Source organism: Candidatus Nanohalovita haloferacivicina (genome assembly GCF_029232205.1).
GTDB classification, from domain to species: Archaea; Nanohalarchaeota; Nanosalinia; order Nanosalinales; family Nanosalinaceae; genus Nanohalovita; species Nanohalovita haloferacivicina.
This window is the reverse complement of the sequence record NZ_CP107255.1, coordinates 590,473-616,569: the sequence shown is the minus strand read 5'-3', so window position 1 is coordinate 616,569 and position 26,097 is coordinate 590,473. Positions and strand designations below refer to the sequence as shown.

General features: G+C 45.4%; 21 protein-coding genes. 18 read left to right on the top strand and 3 right to left on the bottom strand.

From position 1 onward, the window contains the following. Window positions 1-39: 39 nt before the first annotated feature. Window positions 40-1,332 carry a signal recognition particle receptor subunit alpha gene (locus HBNXNv_RS03415; RefSeq protein ID WP_347720284.1) on the top strand — a complete coding sequence of 431 codons (1,293 nt, stop codon included), beginning with the start codon at window positions 40-42 and terminating at the stop codon, window positions 1,330-1,332. Here the strand turns inward: HBNXNv_RS03415 and HBNXNv_RS03410 are convergent. After that, window positions 1,329-1,640: a hypothetical protein gene (locus HBNXNv_RS03410; RefSeq protein ID WP_347720283.1), complete on the bottom strand. Its 312-nt coding sequence runs from the start codon at window positions 1,638-1,640 to the stop codon at window positions 1,329-1,331. The two genes, HBNXNv_RS03415 and HBNXNv_RS03410, sit on opposite strands and share 4 nt — an antisense overlap. A gap of 107 nt (window positions 1,641-1,747) precedes the next feature. Here HBNXNv_RS03410 and HBNXNv_RS03405 point away from each other — a divergent pair, with 107 nt between their 5' ends. From HBNXNv_RS03405 to HBNXNv_RS03355, 11 genes are all read left to right on the top strand, one after another. After that, complete coding sequence (locus HBNXNv_RS03405) at window positions 1,748-2,287, top strand: YfcE family phosphodiesterase (RefSeq protein WP_347720282.1); 540 nt, start codon at window positions 1,748-1,750, stop codon at window positions 2,285-2,287. A 37-nt stretch (window positions 2,288-2,324) separates the two neighbouring features. Then, on the top strand, window positions 2,325-3,593 hold the full coding sequence (locus tag HBNXNv_RS03400) for a tRNA pseudouridine(54/55) synthase Pus10 (RefSeq protein WP_347720281.1): 1,269 nt from the start codon (window positions 2,325-2,327) through the stop codon (window positions 3,591-3,593). A gap of 74 nt (window positions 3,594-3,667) precedes the next feature. After that, window positions 3,668-3,961 carry a 50S ribosomal protein L21e gene (locus tag HBNXNv_RS03395; RefSeq protein ID WP_347720280.1) on the top strand — a complete coding sequence of 98 codons (294 nt, stop codon included), beginning with the start codon at window positions 3,668-3,670 and terminating at the stop codon, window positions 3,959-3,961. A gap of 18 nt (window positions 3,962-3,979) precedes the next feature. Further along, window positions 3,980-4,315, top strand: a complete 336-nt coding sequence (locus tag HBNXNv_RS03390; protein ID WP_347720279.1) for an Rpb4 family DNA-directed RNA polymerase subunit — start codon at window positions 3,980-3,982, stop codon at window positions 4,313-4,315. 105 nt (window positions 4,316-4,420) lie between these two features. Continuing rightward, window positions 4,421-4,960, top strand: a complete 540-nt coding sequence (locus HBNXNv_RS03385; protein WP_347720278.1) for a DUF655 domain-containing protein — start codon at window positions 4,421-4,423, stop codon at window positions 4,958-4,960. Then, window positions 4,957-5,757 carry a 16S rRNA (adenine(1518)-N(6)/adenine(1519)-N(6))-dimethyltransferase RsmA gene (gene rsmA / locus HBNXNv_RS03380; protein ID WP_347720277.1) on the top strand — a complete coding sequence of 267 codons (801 nt, stop codon included), beginning with the start codon at window positions 4,957-4,959 and terminating at the stop codon, window positions 5,755-5,757. The genes HBNXNv_RS03385 and rsmA overlap by 4 nt, the downstream gene beginning before the upstream one ends. Window positions 5,758-5,795: 38 nt before the next feature. Continuing rightward, complete coding sequence (locus HBNXNv_RS03375) at window positions 5,796-6,092, top strand: hypothetical protein (RefSeq protein WP_347720276.1); 297 nt, start codon at window positions 5,796-5,798, stop codon at window positions 6,090-6,092. 70 nt (window positions 6,093-6,162) lie between these two features. Continuing rightward, window positions 6,163-7,734 (top strand): glutamine hydrolyzing CTP synthase, encoded by a 1,572-nt coding sequence (pyrG, locus tag HBNXNv_RS03370; RefSeq protein WP_347720275.1) that lies wholly within the window; start codon window positions 6,163-6,165, stop codon window positions 7,732-7,734. Next, a complete protein-coding gene (locus HBNXNv_RS03365) occupies window positions 7,731-8,255 on the top strand; it encodes a HemK2/MTQ2 family protein methyltransferase (protein ID WP_347720274.1) in 525 nt (174 codons plus the stop codon). Before pyrG ends, HBNXNv_RS03365 begins: the two co-directional genes overlap by 4 nt. A gap of 31 nt (window positions 8,256-8,286) precedes the next feature. Then, on the top strand, window positions 8,287-11,079 hold the full coding sequence (locus HBNXNv_RS03360; protein ID WP_347720273.1) for a hypothetical protein: 2,793 nt from the start codon (window positions 8,287-8,289) through the stop codon (window positions 11,077-11,079). 1 nt (window position 11,080) lies between these two features. Further along, window positions 11,081-11,545 carry a hypothetical protein gene (locus tag HBNXNv_RS03355; protein WP_347720272.1) on the top strand — a complete coding sequence of 155 codons (465 nt, stop codon included), beginning with the start codon at window positions 11,081-11,083 and terminating at the stop codon, window positions 11,543-11,545. On the opposite strand, the gene HBNXNv_RS03350 is transcribed toward HBNXNv_RS03355, so the two are convergent. Further along, window positions 11,542-12,216, bottom strand: a complete 675-nt coding sequence (locus HBNXNv_RS03350) for a hypothetical protein (RefSeq protein WP_347720271.1) — start codon at window positions 12,214-12,216, stop codon at window positions 11,542-11,544. The two genes, HBNXNv_RS03355 and HBNXNv_RS03350, sit on opposite strands and share 4 nt — an antisense overlap. A 36-nt stretch (window positions 12,217-12,252) precedes the next feature. Between HBNXNv_RS03350 and HBNXNv_RS03345 the strand changes: the two genes are divergently transcribed. From HBNXNv_RS03345 to HBNXNv_RS03335, 3 genes are all read left to right on the top strand, one after another. Then, on the top strand, window positions 12,253-12,825 hold the full coding sequence (locus HBNXNv_RS03345) for an RNA methyltransferase (RefSeq protein WP_347720270.1): 573 nt from the start codon (window positions 12,253-12,255) through the stop codon (window positions 12,823-12,825). A 44-nt stretch (window positions 12,826-12,869) separates the two neighbouring features. After that, window positions 12,870-14,147, top strand: a complete 1,278-nt coding sequence (locus HBNXNv_RS03340) for a DUF1512 family protein (protein WP_347720269.1) — start codon at window positions 12,870-12,872, stop codon at window positions 14,145-14,147. A gap of 101 nt (window positions 14,148-14,248) precedes the next feature. Then, window positions 14,249-16,714 (top strand): hypothetical protein, encoded by a 2,466-nt coding sequence (locus HBNXNv_RS03335; RefSeq protein ID WP_347720268.1) that lies wholly within the window; start codon window positions 14,249-14,251, stop codon window positions 16,712-16,714. Between the two features lie 25 nt (window positions 16,715-16,739). On the opposite strand, the gene HBNXNv_RS03330 is transcribed toward HBNXNv_RS03335, so the two are convergent. Then, window positions 16,740-18,422 carry a hypothetical protein gene (locus HBNXNv_RS03330; RefSeq protein ID WP_347720267.1) on the bottom strand — a complete coding sequence of 561 codons (1,683 nt, stop codon included), beginning with the start codon at window positions 18,420-18,422 and terminating at the stop codon, window positions 16,740-16,742. A gap of 123 nt (window positions 18,423-18,545) precedes the next feature. Between HBNXNv_RS03330 and HBNXNv_RS03325 the strand changes: the two genes are divergently transcribed. The 3 genes from HBNXNv_RS03325 (at window position 18,546) to proS (ending at window position 26,072) form a co-directional block, all read left to right on the top strand. Continuing rightward, window positions 18,546-21,599: a hypothetical protein gene (locus HBNXNv_RS03325; RefSeq protein WP_347720266.1), complete on the top strand. Its 3,054-nt coding sequence runs from the start codon at window positions 18,546-18,548 to the stop codon at window positions 21,597-21,599. Window positions 21,600-21,625: 26 nt separating this feature from the next. Next, window positions 21,626-24,520, top strand: coding sequence for a hypothetical protein (locus HBNXNv_RS03320; RefSeq protein ID WP_347720265.1), 2,895 nt, complete (start codon window positions 21,626-21,628; stop codon window positions 24,518-24,520). A gap of 73 nt (window positions 24,521-24,593) precedes the next feature. Continuing rightward, on the top strand, window positions 24,594-26,072 hold the full coding sequence (gene proS / locus HBNXNv_RS03315; RefSeq protein ID WP_347720264.1) for a proline--tRNA ligase: 1,479 nt from the start codon (window positions 24,594-24,596) through the stop codon (window positions 26,070-26,072). The last annotated feature ends 25 nt before the right edge of the window (window positions 26,073-26,097 follow it).

The following is a 26,097-nucleotide window of genomic DNA, read 5'->3' as shown; positions in this document are numbered from 1 at the left end:
AGGCCCAGTAATTTAATCTTTCGCAGCTAATTCCAAAACATGTTTGACAGGATCAAGGAATCAGTACAGAAGTTCTCCCGCAAAAGTGTAGCGGACAAAGAAGCAGTAGAAGAACTAGTCAAAGACATACAGAGAGATCTAATCCAGGCCGACGTCGACGTATCCCTCGTATCAGACATCAGCGACGACATCAGAGAAAAAGCACTGGAAGACGAAGTGCCATCAGGCCTCACAAGAAAAGAACACGTACTCGAAATAGTATACAACCAGCTAGAAGACCTACTCGGCGACGAAGCCGAGATAGAAATCGAGCCACAAACAATACTACTAGCAGGCCTCTATGGAGCAGGAAAGACCACCACAACAGGAAAAATAGCGGATTTCTACCGTAAAAGAGGCCTTAAAGTTGGAGTAATCGCAGCAGACACCGACAGACCGGCAGCATACGACCAGCTAAAACAGATAGCAGAAGACGTAGACGTAGAATTCTATGGAGAGAAAGACGCAGAAGATCCTGTCAAAGTAGTCAAGGCCGGGAAAAAGGCCCTCGATGTCGATGTGCTTATCGTCGATTCTGCCGGGCGAAACTCCCTGAACGCCGAATTAAGCGAAGAACTTTCCGAAATGGAAAAGGCCTTGCAACCGGATGAAAAATACCTGGTTATGCCCGCGGATATCGGTCAGTCAGCAAGAGACCAGGCTGAACAGTTCGATGATGCAGTCGGAATCACAGGAGTCATCGTTACGAAGATGGATTCATCAGCTAAAGGTGGTGGAGCACTTGTAGCATGTGAACACTCTGGTGCTCAGGTCAAGTTCGTCGGTACAGGAGAACAGATGCAGGATCTCGAACCATACGACCCTGTAGAGTTTGTCTCCCAGATGATCGGCCAGCCAGACCTCGAATCTCTACTGGAAAAAATCGAGGAGATGGATACCGATCCCGAGGCCCTCCTCGAAGGAGACTTCACACTTGAAGACTTCCAGGAACAAATGGCCCAAGTAACGGACACAGGAATGATGGAGGAAATGTTCCAGCAACTACCAATTGGAGGAAATCAGATCCCTGACAACATCTCCAATCTGACAGAAGGAAAGATACAGAGCTACTCAACAATCATGGACTCAATGACCGACGAAGAAAAGAAAGATCCTTCAGTCATCAAAAGAGGCCGAATAGAAAGAATAGCCAATGGATCAGGAAAAACGGAGAGAGAAGTACGCGACCTCCTCAAACACTACCGCCAGACAAAGAACATGATGGACAAGTTCGACAAGAAATCACTGAAAAGAGGAAATATGCAAGACATAATGCAGAACCTGGGTTTCTAAGGCCTTAACTCTGTATTTTTAATCTGTTCGCGGATCTCATCGATCTCTTCGTCATCGTAAAACTTTCTTTTACCAAGCCTTCTCTCAATCATTTCTTCCTTCTCAATGTACTCTCTCTGAACCTCTTCGTCAAGCATAGAAAGACGAGCGTGAGCAGTCTCAGAAGAAACAGTCACACTATCAATAACAGAAAGCCATTTTGAAGGGATATTGTAATCAATACTGGACAGGGCTCTAGTTACACCTAACGAAGCCAGTAAAAGCTTCTTCCGTACCTCTCTGCGAAGTTCGTCCTGTCTTGTTCTCATGATAGATCATCGACTTTACCCCTCCATCTGTAAAGATAAGATTCCCCGTAGATAAACTACCGAAACCATCCTATATAAAATATTCCGAACACCACCCAATAACAAACATGATAGCAGTAGTCTCCGACTCCCACGTACCCACCCGGGCCGAAAAAATACCTGAAGAATACAGGGAGAAAATGAAAGAAGCAGAACTAACAGTACACGCAGGCGACTTCGCAGAAAAACCTGTATACAATGGTATAGATGAATACGGAGAACTAGTAGCTGTCAAAGGAAACTGCGACTTCTTCGACCTGCCAACATCAGAAACATTCGAAAAACAAGGCCTCAAATTCGGAGTCTATCACGGAACAGGAATAAACCCGCGCGGAGACCACGACACACTATCAAAAATAGCAGAAGAGGACCTCGAAGTCGACGTACTAATCCACGGCCACTCACACCAGGAAGAAATAGCAAAACACGAAGGAAAAATCCTCCTCAACCCAGGCAGCTGCACAGGAGTAGGCGGCGGAACAGCCAGGCCCGGAAACCCCACCATGATGGAAATAGAACTATCAGAAAATGAACTCGAGGCCCGAATAATAGAAAAAACAGAGGAAGGAGAACTCAAAGAAAAAGAAACCAGAACCTTCAAACTCTAAAGCAGTCCATAAAAGATTGCCCTCCTCAAAGAACCCTATGAACATTCAAACAGTAGCCGACAAGGCCTCAAGAATTCTAGAGAATGAAGAACTATGCGATCACTGTCTCGGAAGACAGTTCGCACAACTAGGCCACGGCCTTGAAAACTGGGAAAGAGGAGCAATCATCCGCGATATCGAAAAAGAAGAGCTGGATGAAGACTCCTTTGTAAGAGAAAATATTCCTGAAGACGCAGAATATGGGAAAGGATCTGGAAGCTGCGAGCTATGTGACAACATCTTTGGAGAAGTCGACAGATACACTGACATGGTAATAGACTCCTTCGAAAGATACGAACTTGAAACATTTCTAGTAGGAATAAGGCCTCCAGAAGAAGTATTCCAGGCCGAAGAAGATCTATGGGAGGAATACAGCGTTGAATGGACGGAACCGGTCAAAACAGAGCTATCCCGACTGATTGGAAAAAGAATAGAAGACAGAACAGATCTCAGCGTCAACTTCGAAAGAGCCGACATAATGGCTGTAGTAGACATGAGAGAAGGTAAGGAAAGAGTCGAACTACAGGTCAACTCGCTGCTCATCTACTCACAATACAACAAATACTCACGTGAGATCCCACAGACAGAATGGCACTGCAGAAACTGCAGAGGAAGCGGATGCGACGAATGCGACTGGACAGGCAAAAACTATCCTACCAGCGTACAGGAAGAAATAATGGACCCATTCCTCAGAGAATCAAAGGCCATAGAAGCCAAGTTCCACGGAAACGGCAGAGAAGACGTAGACGCAAAATGCTTCGGCCGCAGAGAATTCGTACTCGAACTGATCGAACCACTCAATAGAGACCTGGATTTAGAGGCCCTGCAAGAAGAAGTCAACGAATCTACAGATAAGATCGAGATATTCGAAACCGCGTGGACACACAAAGATAAGATAGAAGAGATCAAGGAAACCAGGACAGATAAGGCCTACAGAGCAAAGATCGAGCTATCAGAAGATGTAGATGTAGAGGATCTAGAGGTTCTCGAGCAGTTGATAGGCACTATCGAGCAGAGAACTCCTGAGAGAGTCGAACACCGTAGGGCCGATAAAGTCCGGAAAAGAGAGGTCTATGAGATAGATTATGAGAAGACCGGCGAATGCCAGATTGAGATAGATGTCAAGGCTGAGGCCGGTACCTACATCAAGGAGATGATCTCTTCTGATGGTGGAAGAACAGAACCTAGTGTCGCAGGCCTTCTCGGAGTCGAGGCAGAATGTACTCATCTGGATGTTTCATGGGTAGAAAAAGTCGGCAACGAATAGGGAAAACCCTCAAACAGCCACTTCTTTAAAAAGTTTAAACTTCTGATTTTCCTACATAACGAGGTAAAAATATAATGGCAGAGAAATCCAGAGGAGCACTACATGGCTCAAGGAAAAAGTTCAAGCGTGACCAGGGAGCAAAAACAAAAGTAAACGAATACCTGAAAGAGTTCGAAGAAGGAGAAAAGGCCTTGATTAAGGTTGACTCCTCAGTACAGTCAGGACAACCTCACGCAAGATTCCACGGAACAACAGTAGAAGTAACAGGAAAGAGAGGAGATGCCTACGAAGTCCAGTTCACAGACGGCGGAAAGGATAAAACTCTCTACGTAGCACCAGTACACCTCCAGAAACTGGAGGAAGAATAACAGAGGCCTGATCAAAAAATGGAAATTAAAGAAGAAGAATTTGTATTCCCGATTGAAGCACTTGAAGCACTGGAAGAAAGAGACGAGGAAGATCTCTCCCACGAACAGAAGATTGCACTGGAGAATCTTTCCCGACACGTCAAAGTAGACGATGTAGACACTCTCAAAGAACTCTACGAAGAATTCACAGAGATCGAAGATCTGAAGGATAAACATATCTACAAACTGCTGGAAATAGTACCGCAGCACGAATCAACGGTCAGATCAGTATTCTCCAAAGAGAGGATCAAGCTGGATGACTCACAGATCGAAGACATCCTCGAGATCTGTCAGAGTATCGAAACAGCAAACTAGAACCGGGAAACCCTTTTAACTTCTTGACTTCCTTTAATATCTTAACTAGAAGGCCTTATGCCTTCTTGAGAAAAAACCCTTTTTTAACGGAGGACTAGATCAACAATGCCAGGAAAAGACGAACACATAAGAGTACTAGATTTCCTAGAACACGGAAAATCAGGGCAGAAAGACGAACCAACAGCCCAGGGAATCGGAGCAGAACACTACAACCTTCTAGAAGTAGTAATGCGAGATGAAGAAAGGCCTAAAGGAGGAGAAGAACTCTACATAGGCGAAGGAGAAAGAGACAGAGTACAGTACATCAAAAACAAGATCTCCTACGACGACCTCACAGCAAGCGCAAAGTCAGAACTAAAATACGTCCTCCAGGAACTAATCGAAGAAAAAGAAGACGAATTTGTCAAATTCTTCAACGAAGCAACACCAGTAACACCAAGAAGACACGCATTCGAACTACTTCCAGGAATCGGAAGCAAACACATGCAGAAACTTCTCGACGAAAGAGAGGAAAAAGAGTTCGAAAGCCTGGCAGACGTCAAAGAAAGAGTACCATCGCTACCGGATCCAAAGGACACGCTGGTCAAGAGAATTACAAACGAGCTTAAAGGAGACGCCAAGAGAAACCTTTTCGTAGGTAGATGAAACCACGAGAAGAACTTCAAAAGCTCGGAGTAAGACCTGTAGAAGGCCAGAACTTTCTAAACTCACAGTCAACAATCAAAGCACTGGTAGAGGCCGGAGAAATAGACGATAAAACAGTCCTCGAAATAGGGGCCGGAACCGGATCAATAACCAGAGAACTCTCGGAAAAAGCCGAAAAAGTCTACGCAGTAGAATCTGACACAACACTCGCAAACCACGTCAAAGGCCTCAAACTCGACAACGTCGAAGTAATCAACGAAAACATTCTCGAATACGAAATACCGGAAGAAATCGAAAGATGCGTAGGAAATATACCCTTCCAGATATCCTCCGAAATACTCGACCTACTTGGAGAAAAACAGATCCAGAGCTCTCTCCTGGTACAGAAAGAACTGGCCGAAAAAGCAGTAGCAGATCCCGGCGACAAAAACTACGGATACTTCTCAGTAAGAATAAACTACTACTTCGTACCTGTAAAACTCAGAAACGTACCATCCAGAAACTTCCACCCATCACCGGACGTAGACGGAGCAATACTCAAACTATACCCAAACAAACAGAGACACGGAATAAAAGATGAGGAAACATTCCTCAAAGTAGCCAAGGCCTTATTCACACACAAAAGAAAAAAGATCAGAAACAGTTTCGTCGACGTAAGACACATCCTGGACATCGAAAAAGACAGGGCCAAAGAACTCAGAGACCAGATCCCGCACTCCGAAAAAAGAGTCATCAACCTGACAGTCAAAGAAATAGCAGAAATAGCAGAATTCTACCAGGAAAACTTCAACCAGTAGAAACTTTTTAACCCGGCCAGTTCCAATTCTCCACTGAAATGAAGAAAAAAGCAGTACTCGCCGCCTCAATAATCCTGATGATTGGCCTCTCCTCAGCAATCACGATCAACATAGACATATTCAACTTCGGAGGAGATGAGGAAGAAGCAAACAAATCTGACAACAGTCAGAACACCACAACCGATCCAACACCGGGCCGAGACACAACAGTAGAAGAACAGGAAAAAGTAGACCCATCCAGCCAGAGACAGATGGATGATAACACCATAACAGGCGGAGACGAAAAACAAGGCCTAGGATCACAGATAATCAACCTTCTATCAGGCCTTCTCTAACAAAAAATATTTCACGACTTGAAACTGAGTCTTTCGTCAACTATTAATTTCTGATGGCTAAAATTGTTACATGCCGAAGTGGATTTTTGTCACGGGAGGAGTTCTATCAGGACTGGGTAAGGGCCTGGTCTCCGCAAGCGTTTCCAAACTTCTACAGCAAAGAGAACTAGAGATCACACCGATCAAATGTGACGGATACCTGAACGTGGATCCGGGGACGATGAACCCGCATGAACACGGAGAAGTATTCGTTCTCGAGGACGGTACGGAAGTAGACATGGACTTCGGCCACTACGAAAGATTCCTCGGCATCAAAACAGCCGGCAAACAGAACCTGACCTCCGGCAAAGTATTCAAACAGGTAATCGAAAAAGAAAGAGAAGGCGAATATCTGGGCAAAACAGTACAGATGGTGCCACACGTCACCAACCGCATGAAAAAACTCATGCGAGAAGCCGGCGAAGAGAAAAATTCTGATATAAACATAGTAGAAATCGGAGGAACAGTCGGAGACCTTGAAAACCAGGTATTCCTCGAAGCAGTCCGACAACTAAGAAGCGAACTACCAGAAGAAGACACCTATCTAATCCACACAACGCTAGTACCATATCTGGACACGGTAGGAGAACAAAAAACCAAGCCAACACAGCACTCCGTCAAAGAACTGCAGAGCCTGGGCCTCGAACCAGACATGATCGTCGGAAGAAGCCAGAACGAACTGGATCAAGACGTACAGGAAAAAATAGCACTATTCTGCGATGTAGAAGAAAAAGAAGTAATCTCAGACCCGGACCTGGACTACATCTACCAACTACCTCTTGAACTGGACAAACAGAACGTAGACAAGCTAATAGCCGAAAAAATGGGTCTTCCAGAGAGAAAGAACGGGATGAAAGACTGGAAAGCCAGAACAGAAAATCTGGAAAAAGACACTGTATCCAGCATCGCAATCTGCGGAAAATACACAGACATCGACGACTCCTACGCATCAGTAGAAGAAGCACTCAAACACGCAGGAGCAGAAATCGGAGGCCAAGTCAACATAGAATACATCGACACCGAAAACTTCAATGAAGAATCCCTGCAAGGCCACGACGGAGTAATAATCCCAGGAGGATTCGGATCAAGAGGAGTAGAAGGAAAAATAGACGCAATCCAGTACTGCAGAGAAAACAACATCCCACTACTAGGCCTCTGCTATGGCCTACAACTAATGACAATAGAATTCGCAAGAAACGTCCTCGGAATAGAGAACGCAGTATCCGAAGAATTCGCAGAATCAGAAGACCAGGAACTGGTAGTCGCGGAAATGCCCGGCCAGAAAAACATAGAAGAAATGGGAGGAACAATGAGACTCGGCAGCTACACAGCAAACATCACAGGCCAAGTCAGCAAAATATACGGGTCAGACACCGCAACAGAAAGACACCGCCACCGCTACGAACTCAACCCAGAATACCACGAAAAACTGGAAGCCAACGGCCTCAAAATATCAGGAACAATGCAAAACGGAAAACTCGCAGAATACATAGAACTACCGGAAAACAACTTCTTCATAGGCACACAGGCCCACCCAGAATTCACATCAACCTTCCAAAAACCCAACCCACTCTACCTCGCATTCCTCAAATCCACAGTATGACCATATACCAGCCCTCAGAAGACACCTACCTCCTCAGAGACTACCTAAAAGAAAACATACAGCTAGAAAACAAGAAATTCCTCGAAATAGGAACAGGAAATGGAGAAATAGCACTTCTTGCAGCGCAGAAAAATGCAGAAGTAACGGCCTCCGATATAAACAGAGAAGCACTCCAGCAACTAAATGAAAAAGCAGAGGAAAAAGGCCTCAACGTTGAAATCATTTATTCTGATCTCTTTGAAGATATAGAAGGCCTCTACGATGTAATAGTTTTCAATCCTCCCTATCTTCCGGGTGAGAAAGGTATAGGAGATGAAGAAATATGGCGTGGAGGAGAAAAAGGGATAGAAGTCACAAAAAAGTTTCTGGATGAAGTAGAAGAATATCTCGCTGAAGAAGGCCGTTTTTACATAGTTGCCAGTTCTCTGGCAGAAATCGAAGACTTAATTGAGGAATATGATCTCAAGAAGCTTGATGAAAAACAGCTCTGGTTTGAAACTCTGTATATTCTGGGTAAATAGATTTTTTAACACCGTTTGATAAAGAATTGATATGTCTGCAGGCAGAAATCTTGTTAAGTCACTTATCTTGGTTTCAACCCTTCTAATCACCACTTCTCTAGCAGCTTCAGCACCGGCATGGGAAGTCACACCTATGAATGCTCCAGACAGCTACTCCACAATCTCGCCTGCGGGAGCAACCACACAGTACGTTGAAATAAGACACCGAGATACTGGAGACCCAATCACAAAAGACTACTTAGAAAGATACGAAGGCCGAGCAGAATGGTTCTACCTGGAAAACGGCACACTACGGAACTCAGGAGACCTAAAATACCTAAACGGAGCAGTATGGTACGTCCACAAAACAGTAGGAGACAAAGATGGCAAGTTCAGATTCGAGGCCCAGAGAGGCTCCCCAATAGATGAAGAAGCAAACTCAACCAAACAGATCACAATCTCCAACGTCAAAATCACAATTCTAACAGACATGAGCCAGGCCTACTTCCCAGGAAGAGAAGACGCAAGAATCGAAGTAAACGTAACAAACAGCACAAGCGGAGACTTCCTGACAACAACAGACCTGGATGTAGAAATAACAAACACCACATACTTCAACACACAGGCCTTCCCAGATGACTCAACAAACCAGAAATACAGGCTCTACTCGCTCATAATACCGGAAGCAGTACAACAAGAGTACTCACTAAGAGTAAAGGCCACAGCCAACGGGGAAACAGCAACAACCACTCAGATGATAAGCACAAGAGACTACCTAAACACCTCAGTCTCAACAGTGGAAGCACAGACAGGCTGCAACCAGCAAAGCATGCCAACAAAATGTGAAGAAGGAGCAGAACTAGATCTAGGCCTTAACGTAACCTCCGCACACGCAAACAATGTCTCAATGGCAGTAATGAGAAAATCCGTCGAAGGAAACAATCTGGAAACAATCTCCAGCAGCTACATAAACAAGAGCGAGGAAACAGGCCTCTACGAAGGCAATTTAACATTCCCAGACCTAGATACCAGCAGCTACTCAGAAGAAATCTACATCAAATTCACGGCAAAGAACAATTACAGCACGAGCACAAGGTTCTACAATATAACAAAGGCCAGATTTGCGCTTACAACAGATATGATAGATACGGCCTATCAGGGCTCCGAGTACCAGCTTAAATTCGGAATAAACAAGAGATACACAGGAACGCCTGTAGAAAATGAGGATTTCGCATCAGCTGATATTACAGTAGATTATCCTAACGGTTCAGAGTACAAGACTTTCTCAAAGAGCGATCTATCCTATGATAATGAAACAGGATGGGCCACAGGATCAATGGTAATTCCTCAGGGAACACCGAATGGCACCTACACTATTGCAGGAGTCTTTTCCAATCAGTACGGAGAAACAGTGACTGTAAGTCCTGTATTCGATCTAAAAGAAACAACACAGATCTTCAATACTACAGATGAGCTCAACGTCAGTATTGTCAACAGGAAAAACTACAGTGAAAACTTTACAATAACCAATCAGCTCTCAAATAGCATAACAATCAACGCAACAGCAATGTCCGAAATCTCGGGAATAACAACGATCAACGATGGAAACAACATTGAAATAGCGCCAAACAACGAAACAAATGTCACAGTAAACTTCGATGTAGATGAAGTAGAGGACTATGAAGGAGAAATACTTCTGGAAGACATGAACTCCGAGTTCTCAAGAACGATCGATGTAAACCTGAACTCACCTGACTGCCAGATAACAAACAACTCACTTTGCGCAGACAGAGAATCGATCAATGTCACACTACTAGGCCCAAGAGAAGTAACAGAAAGCTTCGAAATCTACAACATAGGCCCTGAAAGTTCAGTACAGACAGAAATATACACCACAGGCCAGATCTCGGACTATGTAACAACATCAGTCATGGGAGTAGACCTGGCAGATTCCCACAGCATCGATGTAAACTACTCTCTGCAGACACCGGTAAATGTCTCCGGAGAGATAGTAGTGAACTCATCAGGCCAGAGATTAAGTATTCCTACAAGACTTGCTGGAGACTTCGCAGAGCCAGAAGTAGACCTGGAAATAATGAATGATTCGATGGATATCGGAGTAATACAGTCATCTAGTTCCCAGTTCCAGCTTATTGCAAAAAACAATGGATCAACAAACATAAACTACATACAGTCAGAGACAGGCATGTTCGAGGTATCAGAGTGGTCAACAGTTAGTGTAGACGCTCAGGAACCTTTCACAACACAGGTCACAAGAGACAGTTACGGAACAGTTGAAAGAGAAGTAACATACGTAGCATACCAGAACGATCCAGAGAACTCAAGCGAAACAGGATCAACTGACACAGTACAGATCACAGCAAGATTCATGCCGGAAACACAGGCCGCATCAGAAAACATAACATCCTGGGTAACAAGACTACAGGGCCAGGCCTTTTCAACAGGAGTAATAAATCAGCTAGAGACAGCAAGACAGAACGCAACAAAAATGGAGGACTCTTTGAGCAAAGGAGACGACATTCAGGCCTACAATACATACCAGTCGACAATCAACAATCTGGAGTCTCTTGAAACACAGATAAACAACAATAACCAGCAACAGGACGACGAGGAGGACAATCAGGAAGGAGATAACAATAACGGGGGATCAGACGACCCTGGAACAGACACTCCTCCAACAGACACAGAGCAGAAGAGCGGAGGCATGGGAATACTTCCAATAATCCTGGTAGTACTGATCCTGGTAGTAGGAGGGTTCATCTTCTACACAAGCTACATCCCAGAACCCGGAGACCCACTATACGAATACCTAGGTGAAGAATAAAATGGCACTAGGCCTATTCAGCTCGCTACCACAGGAATACAGCACAGTAATTCTACTAGTCCTACTTCTAGCAGCATTCATAGCAGCCTTCAAGCTGATGGAAATGGTATTCGAAACCATCATGGTCTCAGTACTATCCGCAGGAACATACATCGCATTCACACAACTAGTATACGGAACAATGCCAGGCCTCAACGACATACTACTATTCGCATTCGCAGGAGCATCACTCTACGTAGGATACACAGTACTGGCCTCAGCATACGGAATAGCAGAAACACTGATCTCCATACCATACCGCATACTCAAACACATCTACAGTGGAATCAAGAAACTAGTAGGTGCAATAAGAGAGAAATCCTCGGAGAAAAAGAAGGCCAAAAAACAGGCAGAAAGTGACAGAGAAGTCAAAGAAGTAGTGCTGGACAAGATGAAAGGAGAAAAAGAAGAAGGAGACGAGGATTAATCCTCTGAGGCCTTCACTCTCAAACTTCCAGCATTTAACTCATCAATTACTCCTTCAAACACGTAACGATTGTCCGAAGGATAAACAGTAATATTGCCGGAGAACGAGTTCACCTTCAAACTACTGTCATTAATACTTGAAGTACTGGAATCAGTCTCAACCTCTCCAGAAACACCGGAGAAATCAACCTTAAGCCTTCTAACATCGTGAACTTCAATCCTCTCAGAACCAAGCTCTGTCTCAAACCTGAAATTCCTGGAAGAATTCACACCACTACTGACATAACCAGAGGCCCGGCCCTTCACATCAGTACTATTCGTATCAAAAACCATCTTACCATCAAAACCTGTCACAGTCACAGCAGAATCAGAAGTAATCGAAAACTGCTCCGAACTGTAAGAAGTCATATTCTCAGGAGTCACAGAGGCCTTCGAAAACTTCAAAGTCTCCTCTCCCTCAGCAGTCACATCAATACTTACACTTTTCTGAGGCTCAGGCCTGTTCGACAACATAGAGAAAATATCAATAGACTTCGGAAAAATACCTCTTAACACGTTTTTATGCTGGGAGTCAATCCCCTGAACATCTGCTTGATTCAAACCTCCACCATTGATACCCACTGCAAGGGCCATAATAGAGGCGAAAACTGCGGCTAAAATTCTTGCTTCCATAAAAAGAATGTAAATCTTGCCTCGATATAAAACCATGTGAAAGCAGTAATACTCGTAGAACCAGAAATACCGCAGAACACCGGCTCAATCGCCCGACTAGCCCACAACTACGACTACCAGATCAGAATAGTCAACCCCGAATTCAACCTGGAAAAAGCCCGGAAAACAGCAAAAAACGGGCAAGAAAAACTAAGAAACGCCAAAATATACGACACAGTAAAAGAAGCAGTCGAAGATCTTGAATACGTAGCCGGCACCAAACCTGGAAAAGGAACAGGCCTCAAACAGTTCACACCAAGAAAAAACACATCAATAATGATAGGAAGAGAAAGCTCAGGCCTCTCCAACAAAGAACTCGAAATGTGCGACACAGTAATCCACATAGAAACCAAAAAATACAACTCCCTCAACCAGAGCCACGCAACCGCAGTAATAATGCACAATCTGGTAGAAACCGAAGAAAAAGGCCTTAATCTGGATAAAAAAGAATATATAAGCAGTATAGTAGATTCAAAGATTTTAGAAAGGCTTATTCTCAGGGCCAATCCATCCGAAAGTGAGGCCAACCAACTTATCGGCGAAATAAAGGATAAATTTGACCAGTCATGAAGGCCTTATTCAGAGTTAAAAAGATGGTAAATTAATTCAGGTACATGCCTCTAGGAATACTTTCAGCGGGCGGAAACAATTTACTAACCCAGATATACCAAATCATGATGATTCTATCATTCCTGATCTTCCCAGCGCTAATCATATTCGGGCCAAAACTGATGGTCTGGCAGGTAGACAGGAAGATGAAGGACGCGCTTCTCGATCTGGAATCATACAAAGACGCTACAGAAGCAATGTTCCTGGAAAAACTTACATCAGAACCAAAACCAGGGCTCAAGGACAAAATGCACTCCCTGAAGAACTTCCAGATGTCAGCACCAACACAGCTTGACCCAGCAGGAATGGTACAGAAACTTGAACACGTACTAGACACATCAGAAGCCAAGTTCGACAGATTCGTAAGAAACCACGCAGACACAGAAGACGAAGAAGAACTAGCAGACCTAACAATGGCCTTCAAAGGAGTAATGGGCACCAACCAGATCTACAAAGTAATGAACCACTTCAGACAACTCATCAAGAAAACACAGAACTTCCAGATGGTAGGCCTAGTCAACATGATGATGCCAATATACAAAGAAATCGCAGAAGCACAGAAAGACGCAACAAGAGCATTCATCAACCAGGCACCAACAGGAGACGGAATAGGCCCGCTAGTAGCAGCCAAACTCATCGAATCAGAAGAAGAACCAGAAGAAATCGCAGAAGACGTCATCTCATCCGAAGAAACAATCGACGGCAACACCGTACACGTAGTCAAAAGCAGAGGCCCAGGAGCAAGACTAGGAAAATACGGAGACGCAGTCGAAACACTGGCAGAAGAAAACGACCTGGAAGCAGTAATCACAGTCGACGCAGCAGGCAAATTCGAAGGAGAAGAAACCGGCAGCGTCTACGAAGGAGTAGGAGTAATGATGGGAGGCTCCGGAGTAGAAAAAACAAAAATCGAAGAAGCAGCAACAGACCACAACGTCCCACTAGAAGGAGTAGTAATCAAACAGGCCCCACCAGAAGCCTCCAAACCAATGAAAAAAGAAATCTACGAGGCCTACCACGAAGCAGTCGACAAAGTCAACGAAATCGTAGGAGAATACGACGGAGAAGTCGCAGTAGTAGGCGTAGGAAACACTTGCGGAGTAGGAAACACTCGCTCCGACGTAGCAGGCGTACACAACAGACTCCGGAAATTCTGGAAAGAATACGAGGAGCAAGAGGAAGAAGACGTCAGCTACCAAGGAATGATGGGAGTAATGCCAGGAGGAGACTCGGCCCAGATGGAAGAACTGAAGAAAAACATCCTCTGGAACATGCCAAGATAACCTTTCTCCCCACATTTCCTTCTTCCCCTTCCTTTTTTCCTCTTCTCTTCCACCTCTTTCTCTGCCATTATTTTTTATACAGGCCTCACCAATCAAGGCCTATGAAGAAAATTCTCTTGATTTTTGCGGTACTCTTCTTTTCAACTTTTGGAACCGCAACCATTTCAGGATATTCCAATACTATAGAATATAGTGGATCAACAACTGTCACTGTAGAAGAAGTGGACGGCGATCCAAGTGCAGATTATGTACAAGCAAGCGTTTGCGGCCAGACAACTGATTTCATTGGTAGAGGTGGCCGCTCCGCTATAGGTCTGCCTGTGGATCTGGAGGTGTCTGTTCCAGGACCAACCAGAGTGCCTGAAAGTGTTCCCTGCGGTGTAGGTACTCATGAAGTCACTGTAACAGGGACAGATGGAGGAGAGTCCTTTACAGTAGGTACCTTTGATCTAACTGTAGAGCCTAAAGACCGTGTAAGTGCAAATAAAGGAGCATATCTATATGTTGAGATGGACGTAAATGCGAATAAAATAAGAGACTTTATTTTAACGAACGATAGGGAGCCTTTCTACAACAGTCCTGGAAACAGCAATATTCACGGAGTAAACGACATAAATCAGGGAGATATACTTCTTCAAGAGACAGACTGGAAAGCCTGGCCTGATGGAGAGGATGACTACGGAAGATATAGGCCTCAACCAGGTGAAATACTAGGTCATGAGGCTACTTCTCTATCGGATATAGGTTCTACATCAGAAGTTTTCACAAACAACCACAACTTGGGAGATAACCTAGGTGCACAGGATGTGTGGGATCAGAACTTCGGAGACATGGAATATGTTATAGGTCAGGATAAAGGCGCATGCACGGCCTTCGAAAATAACTTTGACTCCTGTACGCCAGCTCACGATGATAGTTCAACATACAGCCCGGATACAGAAATACTGAAAGGCAATAGGTTGTTCCATATTTGCCGTGGCTCTATGGATGGAGAAATAGTAGATACAGATAACGGTCGATTCAGGTGCGATGTGCTAGGAAATGGGCAAGACTGGAGAGGAAATCAACCAAACTCTTGGTTGCCCTATGTGGAAAATAACTGTGCAGATCCGACTGTAGGCATCAGGGAAAGTGACGGCGTTAAAGTGGTGTTTGCAGATCAAAACTCAGGAGCCGCCTTTACGGATGCCACCACTGACTGTGATTATGGCAACGTCTACTCAAGTGTCCGTACCGGAGAGCCCGATATCTTTCTCTGTGAAGGATATGATGCTGTAGAAAACAGCTACACCGGCAACGACCCAGTTACAACAGAGAAAGACACAGCATGCCTCTACGACATGCGTCAACGAACTTATCCTGGCTACGGTGATCCACAGAGAAGGTGTACTGGAGATGGCGACTGCCGGTTAGGAACATTCCACAACACTTCAGCACCAGAAACAGCACTAGCAGTCAAGTACTACGTGCCTAAAGAAGCCATACCTCTAGGAAATGCCGAGTTCAAAGGAACAAGCTTTGCAACAACCTCAGGATTCAACAACGTAAGATTCGACCATATCCACGCAGCAGAACTAAGATACCTAGAAGGCTCAACTGGAGACACATACCAAAGACCCTACACACACAACGCCTCAAAATACGACGAACTCAACATCTCAAGAGGACAAGCATACACACGTGCAGTAGACGACACCGACGAAACAGCAATCAGACAAGTATGGAACCCAAGCAACGCAACAGGCCAATACACTGCAGGAGTCTTAGGAACCGCAGAAAACATTCAAGAAAACGATGTATCAGTACTAAGAGACAGTGTCTTCGACGGAGGATTCTACCCAACCTGCGAACCAGGCCTCCAATGGGGATATACAGGCCAGTTTTGGGAGTGTACTGGTGATATTCAGTGGGATCTTGATGCCTACGCATTTGAACCGACAGGAAACGAAAATCCTGATACTGCAGGATTCTTCATAATGCCATATGAGTTTAGAACAAGTAGCAGTTTCCTTACTACCTATTATGAAGCCAAGGAGGATGCTGATAATGATCAGGCTGCTACAATAGAGTCTATCAGGGCTCTATGCTGGGATGGAGAGCTTTCAGAGAGGCCTTCTCTGGATCCTTCTACACGCGAGGAAGATTGGTTTGCGAAGGAGGTTACTGGGGTAGGAACTAACCCTCAGGTGCCAGTCCCTCTTGTTGGAAAGATAAATACCAATGTGTATTCCTGCCGCCTCGAGTTTACCAACTCCAACGGCGCAGTAATTACTGGTGAAGGAAATCTTGATGTGAGATCTACTGATGATGTAGCTAAGGCGCAGACTCGTGCGCAAAGCTTGCTAAAAGGTTCTTTCAATGACAACATACAGAAATCCTGGTTTGATGAGCAGGCAGTGTGTGGAGGTTGTTCGTTCCCTCTAGACGTAGAGAAATCAGATCTCACTCGGAGAGTAATTAGCAGCCAGGTCGAGAAGATGAATGAGATGTGGCAGCAGAACCTGAGCTACAGCTTCGACAAGATGGGAGCCAGTGAAATATCTGACTACCTGAAAAACGGAAACTAAGAAGGAGACAGAAGTTTTTTAGGGCTCAGGCCAGCGTTTGCTGGCTGAGGTCTTCTGTTTGTTCTCCTTCTAGTGTGGCATCGATTTCTTCTGTGCTCATTGAGTATGAAGGGTTGTCGCGGAGGAACTGGTTGAAATCATCATACTGGCCATCCTCATCCTCCCAGATATCCTCAATAACTTCATCATCTTCTACTACCGCGTACTGCGGATTCTCCGTATCGCCATAGATTACGAAATTTTCTTTACTGTCTCTTCTAACCAGTTCGTTGGCTATTTTGGCTTGGTTGTGTAGTTGCTGGAATTCTGCATCGTTTTGGTTGTAGTTTCTCAGTTTTTCTGTGAAGTCTTGGAGGTATTCTGTTGTTGGTGCTACTGTTTCTGTTGTTTCCATTCCGGAGCCTTCGCCTGATGTGCGGGCTAGGCGTCCAGAAGTGGCGATGTTTTGAATCATTTGGCTTGCTCGCCGTTTCTCTTCTTCGAAGTTCCATCGTGTGCTGTTGCTGTGTTCTTCCCATCCGAATCTGAGTGGGTGCCAGTACCGGTTGAATTCGTCGTGTTCTGGGTTGAGGTAGTTTGAGTCCTCAACTAGTGGGTGTAGTTGTTCGTGGACATTTGCTGGTGATGCTGTTACTGGGTTGGTGACTGTCTCCATGATGCGGAGTTCGTCGCTGCCATCCGCGTTCTTTCCGTAGATGAGGCCGTTTCCGTGTTCATCGAGGTCGAAGTCCCAGGCATGTACCTCCAAGTCATTATTGTTTTTCTGTTCGATGGCCTGTTCGAGGACTGGTGCGTCGATGAAGTCGACTGCGGAGGTTGGTTCTCTGCCGAGTATGTCTGATTGCCAGTTGAAGTAGTATGGATGCACTTGGTCGAGTGCTTCTCCTACTGTTTGTGCGTTGGCGAATTTTTGGTAGTCGAAGTGTCCTGCGTCTCTCTGGCTGAAGTTGCCATTTGGGTACCAAGTTGTTCCTGAGTTTCCGTTTTTTATTGCCTGTATATCAGGGTTTCCGGTGTCGGTGCCTATGCTTTGGATGAATTCTCGGGATGCTTCTGGACTACCAGTTTCTAGGCTTTCGTAGTCGTTGTCGTGTCTCCATTCTCGTGCGACTAGGTCGATTCCGAGTTTGTCGAATCCTACGGCTTTGTGGCTGCTGTAAGTATCGAATACTGGGTCTTGTTCGACGAAGTTGCCGCGGGCCTCCAAGTAATCTTCTTCGTCTGAGTTGTTTTCGATTGTGCTTCGGAGTTCTTCGTTTCTCTCTGGCACTACGTCGACTTTGTAGTTGCCAGGAGTTGGTTTGGTGGCTGTTGTAGTATCTTGGGCCTGTGTTCCGTTTTTCTCGGCTGTTGCTGTGAATTCTTGTTCTCCAGAGTTCATCTGGCCTGGCTGTACTGTTACTGTGTTGCTGTTCCACTGCTCTGATTCCTGGTTGATCTCTACTTTTCCATTTGAGACTGTTGCCTGTGTTGGGCCCCCGCTGGTCTCAACGGAGAACTCTGCCTGAAAGTCTTCGATACTCTGATCGTTCCAGATAGAAGGTAGCTGTGAGGGTTCGGCCTCAGTAGAGATACTTACAGAGATATTGGTTTTGCTGGTAGAACCTTCGCGGTTATTATTATTATTTCCTCCTGTTACACCACTACATCCGGCTAGGCCTGTTGCGATTGCGGTTCCTGTTGCGGCTAGAAATCCTCTTCTTTTCAATATAGACAACCCTCGTTGTTACTAGGAAATAACGTCACGCAGGTTTTTATATCTTTCTCCTAAGAGAGGCTGTGCTGTTTTCAGTTGAGAGGTTTTTTATTCAGGGTCTCACCTATGAATTGTATGAATGTAGGAAAAGCTCTAGTTGTAGTCCTTTTGTTCTTGACCGCTGCTGGCCTTGTTTCTTCTTATGAATTCACTGGCGGCGCTAAGGATACCGGCACTTCTCCGCCAGATTCTCCTGCACAACCTTCCGCATGCTTGGATGGAAATGATAATGATGGTGATGGTTTGGTTGATGGAGAGGGAGCTGACAGTGATAATGATGGAACTCCTAACTGGCAAGAGGCTGGAGCTAGCGGCCCGGATCCAGGGTGTTCTCCACCTTATGAATATGATAATTCGGAGGCCAATATCTACGACCTGGATGCTTCCTGGGTCTTCGGCCAGTATCTTTCATCTCCAACAGAAGATGACTCCTCTATTTTCTACGGTGCAGAGGTAATTCAGAACGGTTCATCTGTAACTGTCAGTCCTGACCAGGTTCTGGATACTGATCAAATTAATGAGACCTATGTTGAAGGTTCTAATGACTGGGCTGCGGGGGTTTTGAGAGGTGAGACAATAAGTATTAGCGAGTCCCGTCATGAAGGAAACATGCCAGGTTCCACGACTACTGCTGTAGAAGATGGTTCTGCAGAGTTGATTGATGCTCCACATGATGATACTACTACCGGCGATGGCTCTCAGTGTGGTGATGCGGTAAGAGGAGGTGATGAGAATAACCTTGACTGTCCTGAGGACTACGGTCTTCCTGACGATGCTGGAACGACTAAGAGCCAGTCCTCAGAGACTCTCTCTGATCGATTTAACAGTAATATTGGTCAATGGGATGCCAATAATGCTAACGGTGTGTCTATTGGCGATTCTAACAATAATGCAAACAATGGAGAATATCTAAATTCAAAGAACAGTAACGATGACACTGACGATACTATTGAATACAAGTTTAGTAACTCCGGATCAGGACTTATAGCCCCAGAGGCACAGGGCCAGAAAACAGATGATATCAGTGGTTCTGATCCGTACACGGCCGACCTTCAGAGTGGCACACAGGCTGATGCTGGTGAGGTTGATGATCAGGTTGTCCAGGATCAGGAATGGGAGGATGTTCCTGATTACTATCTGAAAGATGATGACGGGGATAGTGTACCTGATGAGCTTTGGATGGTATATCCGGAAAAAGTTGGAGAGTCTTATATCGGTTCTTCGGAATCAGATGCATCAGTTACAGACTATGATCTTACTGGTGATAAGAATGTGGAGACTTGGGGCGAGGACGGAGGTTCTGTTGATCAGTGTTCTGGAGCTAACTGCTCTGGTACGGGTACCGAGAAGTGTACAAGTATAGATCAAGATACTGATACAAAATACACTCTAAAGAGCGAGACAACTACCACTGTTTCAACCAATGATAACGAGCAGTATTATGCAGACAGCAGCGGAAGCCATCAACATAGTAAGGAAAGTACAAATCTAAATCAGCTATCTGTAGAAGTAACTCATCATCCAGGTTACGAGACCGAACAAGTAGATGACGACTCGTGTCTGAGTGAAACAGAAGAAGAATCTTGCGATAGTAGCATTGGCTGTAGTGATAGTCCTTCAGTTGATACTGTCGGGCCGATTTCAAATCAGGATATTGCTACGGGCCAGACAAGCAACACAATCACCTACCGGTACGAGGATCTTGAGCTTCATACTGAGAAAGTATTCGATTTGAATCCTGCGGAGAATCCTTCTTACGCACCAATGTTCCCTACTGATGCACTCTTTGAGGGCGACACTTTCAAGTATGGAGATGAGGCTTACACCCGCTCAAATATTAAGTACAACGCCTTCAACGGTGATTCCTACTATGCCTATGCTGTAGATACTGATAACAATATGCTAGGTAATGACGAAGCCATTTCCTCCAGCTCATACCATATGAGGGTAGACGGTGATGCATTTGAATCTGTCAGAGATTACTTCCAATCATGGGATGTTGACGGGCCTCAGGGCCAGTCCGATGGTTATATGGCAATTCTGCAGAGAAGAGGTTATCTTGGAAACGGCCAGGTTGAGATTCAGGGAGTCAGTAACAGGTTCATGAATACTGAGACGAACAGCGGTGGCGCTATGGATATTGTTCAGCCTGCAGATGCGCTGGGCCATGTAAGTATCAATACTAATGGCTGCGGCGATCCTTTCACTCACTGTGTAGGAGCTCTGGATATAAGGCCTCGGAATATCAACAACTGGGATAACCCGACAGATCCTTCCTATCAGGCAGGCAGCCAGGCCTATCCCACAGCAGTAACTTTCGAAAGCAATATTCAGGATACCAATCAGTCTCTTGGAGTCTGCAAGATGTTCCAGGAACTTGATCCAGATGCAGCAATCGGTTCAAACTATGGATCTGACTCCGACAGCCCTACACAGAGTTCAGATAAGCGGTGTGCTGGAGATACTACAGAAGAGTTCTGGATAGCGATGGAGGGCCCTGAAGTTAATGAAGGCCCTATTAAGAGCCATCACCTTGAAGGTACTGCTGACAGGGTTACTGATTGTCTGTGGTATGGAGAAGATGTTCCTGAGGGAACTGTCAGGACCGTTGGTACAGAGGCTTACTCGGATTATGAGGAAGGAGGTTATTCTCCTGATAAAGAAGTCTGTCTTGCGATCGATAGCAGTGGTGAAAGCTTTACGCAGGACGGTATTGTCTACGAGGAGACTCTTCCAGCCGATGATCCTGGTGATGATGTAACGTATGATAACTATGACTATGATGACGATGGTACCGTTGAAGAGGTCGGTGGAGAATGGTACGATCTTGACAACGAAAGAGTAAACGAATACTTGAGAAGCAGTGGCAATGGCCATGATCTAATTGATAGCAGTCAGAGAGGAGATCCTGATAACGCCTCACAGATAGCATTTTACTGGCGTCAGAACGAAAATCCTTACCATCCTGACTACAATCCTAAAGGCCAGGGCTCCGGAGAAAACATCGGAGTAACTCTTGAAGACAACTGTGGGCCTCTGCTTACTGGCTGCGATGATCAGGAAACTCAGACAGAGGGGAAGACTCCGGTCTTCTTCAGCTTCTTCTGGCAGTTGGTGGGGTACCAGTGAAAAAGGCCTTGATCACAGTCCTGTTGATGGTCGCGCTTTTTGCAGCTCCGGCGACAGGACAGATGTATGAGGAGGATTTCTCCGGCACTCAAAGTGATTGGAGTTGCTCTTCTACAGGACGTGCGATGGATACATGTACTGCTGACACTACAGGAAGCTACTCTACTCCAGGTGAATCAGCTACGGCCGGAAATCGTTATGAGATATGTGGTGAGGGAGGTATAAGCAAGACCTTTGATTTTAACAGGCAGCCACAATACCTTGAGTTTGACTACAGGATTCAGCTTGATAGCTGGGGTACTGGAACAATCTTTATTGAGGATTCCAATGGTGTAAGAGAGCTTATTGATAGAGTTCGGTCAGGGAACAGCTATGATTCAGGCTGGAGATCATACGAGGCTAATGTAGAGTCAGCAGATAAAGATTTTACTTTAACAGCAGGGAGCATCAGTAGTTCTAGCTTCTGTGGCAGCAAGCCAGAGGATAGATCCTGGCAGGTCTGGATCGATGATGTTAAAGTTACCTCAAGCGCAGATAAACCGAACACGCCGTCTTTCAGAACTCCTGAGGACGGTGCAACTGTTACAAGAACAACAACCAATCTATCAGTGCGAATTACAGATCCAAATGATGACTCGATGACTGTAGAGTTCAAACAGGCTGACGGTTCTCTTATAGAGTCAAAAGATATTGCAAGCGGCGACACCGTTACAGCGTACTGGCAAGGCCTCAATGATGGCGAAACTTACAACTGGTTTATTGAGGCCTGTGATGGGACAGGTCAGTGCCGTACTACTGATACCTGGAGTTTTACGGTTGATAAGGCCGCAGAGAAGACTTATACTGGAGTAGGCGTGAGAGATGAGGATTACATGCCTACTGGCGACAGTGCAAGTGGCACTAATTACTACTATCAGGGTTATGTAAACAAGCTTGAAGAGTCAAGCAACCAGCTGGAGCCTGGAATGGATACCAGCGCCTATAATCCTGCTGACTACGGTATCTGGACTGATTCTGATGGCTCTCAGGGAAGCGCAGATCAATGGGCTATTACAAGGCATCTTAACTGGTCTATTTCCAACAGAGGAGAGGCCTATCCTCCAGGTCCTACAGGTCAGGATGCACAGATAAGACAGGGAGGTCTTTACCACTCTACATACAGCAGCGATGGAGGTACCTACTACCACAGGGATTACTCGGGCTCTTTCCGAACAGTTCCAAGCGATCCAGGAGCATTTACTTCTGACAGTGTTTCCAAGACCTCGAAAGTATTTGGTAACTCTTTCGCAGCTATAGCGGCAGATAACTTTACCGGAGCTTTCGGAGAAGTTAGGGAAGGGGATGGAGTATGGATTGATCCTGATGACATCCGTTCTATGAATGATCTGATTGTAGGCGGATGGCAGCCTAAGCTAGTCTACAATATCGATATTACAGGCCCTGATATGGGATTAGGATTTAATCTTGATGACAACGCAGGTATAACCTACCGTTCCGGGTATGGATCACCGCGGTCGTACGTCATGTATGGTAACGTATACTTTGAAGGGGAAGCAGATGGCGAGGATAATGATGGAGATAACGTGGTTGATGAAGAGATAAACAGTAATGGTACTGTCGGTGAAACTACTCCACTGCTAGAACCTCCTATGTGTGGAGATGATAGGAGAGAATACCTGCTCGAAGAGATGGGAGAGTCAAAGAGATCTATAGCAGGAGACGGCAAATATGCATGTGCTGATTCACAGGACGTATGTGTTGATACAAGCGCTGAAGGCAGAAAGATATTCGAAAGAGAGGAGTACCGTCAGACCGACGAGCCTGATGAGGACTTTGGAAGAGCCAAAAATGATAAAGAAGTCTGCGCAATGGTAGACGACGACGAAGTCGCAAGATGGTATGATCAGGACTTCAAGGAGAGGCTTTGCCGAGAGAACACAGTTTACGGGCCTGAAGGCATAAGATGGTTTAGCGAAGGTCAAATCGCTGAGCATCCTGCAGCTTTCAAGGGCGGTATAGATGATGACTTCAACCAGTTTATCGAAGAGCAGAGAGCATTGAAAGGAGAAACATCAAGAAATATTGACTCAAGGCCAGAACAGACCTTCACTTCATCAAACAGTCTGGGGTCAACAAGCCCAGTACCAACAGGTTCGACAGACCAGAGAAACGGTGTTACAAACGATACAATAGCAACACCAGGATTCTGTGGAGGAGACGATGACTCAGAATATCTTGTTACACAGGACTGTGTCACAAGTCTATGTGATACCAACAACTCTGTAGTCGGAGTAGCATCAAACAGCGAAGCATGCATACTAGATGGAGAACACTATTCCGAAGTAGGAACCTCTAAAAGAAAACTATACCAGCCCGGAGCACAGATAGACTTCGACCTGGGAGGAGATACAAGAGTAATCTCATGTTACGGAGGTTCCTGGTACGAAGAATGGCCTGTAGTATTCAGAAAAGACAAAGTACAGGTACCAAGAGGATCCTCAAGGCTCGCACAGTTCCAGCTAATCAACGTAGAAAACACAGAACTCACATTCAACGTAGAGCTCAGAGACTCAACCTCAACACCTTGGAACGACCCATGGTCATTCTTCTCACAGGATGAATCCACAAAAAGCGACACCTTCCAGGTAACACTAGGCCCAGAATCATCAAGAACATACACAATGAGCCTGTACGGAGGAAACCAGAACGTAGACAACACACAACTCACAGTCTACGCAGAATCCGAAGACGGAACAATCACAGGATCAGACAGCATCAGAGTAAACGTCACAGAACCAATCAACCAGACAATCTCCAGCACACAGGGCTCAGGAGAAGCAGTGCCAGGAATAGGCCTCACACAGATCGTAGTCCTCATGCTACTATCCAGCACAGCCTACCTCTTCATGGCCCGACCATAACATACTTCCAAATCTTCATTTTCCTACCTCTCTTTTCTTTAAATAGAAAAACGTTGCCTTCAGAAACCAATGTATGAGCCAGGAACTCGGAATCACGGTAAAGAAAGATCAGAATCCTTCAGAATGGTATACACAGGTAGTACAGAAAGCAGAAATGGCGGACTACGCACCTGTCAAAGGATGCATGATCATCAAACCGTACGGAATGAAGATTTGGGAAAGCATCAAAGAAGACTTCAATACTAAGATAGAAAATACAGGAGCAGAAAACGCATACTTCCCACTATTCATACCTGAAAGCTACCTGGAAAAAGAAGAAGATATTGTAGAAGGATTTGATCCAGAGGTCGCGTGGGTAACACATGGAGGAGACAAAGAACTTGAGGAAAGACTTGCGGTAAGGCCTACATCCGAAAGCATAATCGCACCATACATGGCCGACGAAGTCCGATCTCACAGAGACCTGCCGTTAAGACTCAACCAGTGGGCCAACGTCGTAAGATGGGAAGCAACCGACACAAGGCCTTTCCTCAGGACTCGAGAGTTCCTCTGGCAGGAAGGCCACACAGCACATGCAACAGAAGAAGGTGCTGATGAAGAAACAATGCTCCGCCTCGAACAGTATCAGGAAGTAATTGAAGATCATCTTGCTATTCCGTCAATTCTTGGTTACAAGCCGGAGCATGACAAGTTCCCTGGTGCAAAATATACTACAACAATCGAGACCTTGATGCCGGATGGAAAAAGCATTCAGTCAGGAACTTCACACCAGCTAGGCCAGCACTTTGCCGAGGCATTTGAAATCGAGTTTGAGGATGAAGACTCCGAAACTCAAACCGCGTGGACAACCTCCTGGGGCCTCTCTACGAGGACGATCGGTGCCTTGATCATGGCACACGGTGACGATGACGGTCTTAGATTGCCTCCTCGTGTTGCACCGACACAAGTGGTCGTCGTACCTATCTATCAGGAAGACAACAGAGATGAAGTCGTAGAATACGCAGAAGAAGTAACTGAAGAACTGGAAGAAAAAGGCCTAAGAGTAGACCTTGACGACCGCGACCACAGAACACCAGGATACAAGTTCAACGAATGGGAACTGAAAGGAGTACCTCTCAGGGTAGAGATCGGGCCTAACGAAGTAGAAGACAACGCAGTTACACCAGTCAGGAGAGACAACGGGGAGAAAAAAATGGGCCAGGACAGAGAAGAATTCGTCGAAGAAGCAGAAGAAGTACTGGAAAACATTCAGGAATCACTCTACAACGAACTGGAAGAATACCTACAGGAAAACATCCGCGAAGCAGAATCCAAAAACGAGATTCTGGCGACAATCGGCAAAAATCGTGGATACGTCAAAACCCGGTGGTGTGGAAAAGAAAGCTGCGAAGAAGAGATCAAGGATGAAGTCAGCGCAGAAATCGTAGTCCTGCCGTTCGAAGAAGACTCCAAACCAGCAACAATCCAAGAAAAAGAAGACCATATTGACGGTGAGTGCGCGGTCTGTGGAGAAAAAGCCGAAAGATGGGCCTACTTCGCCAAGAACTACTGATTTTTTCTTTTTTCTAGGTGTAGGA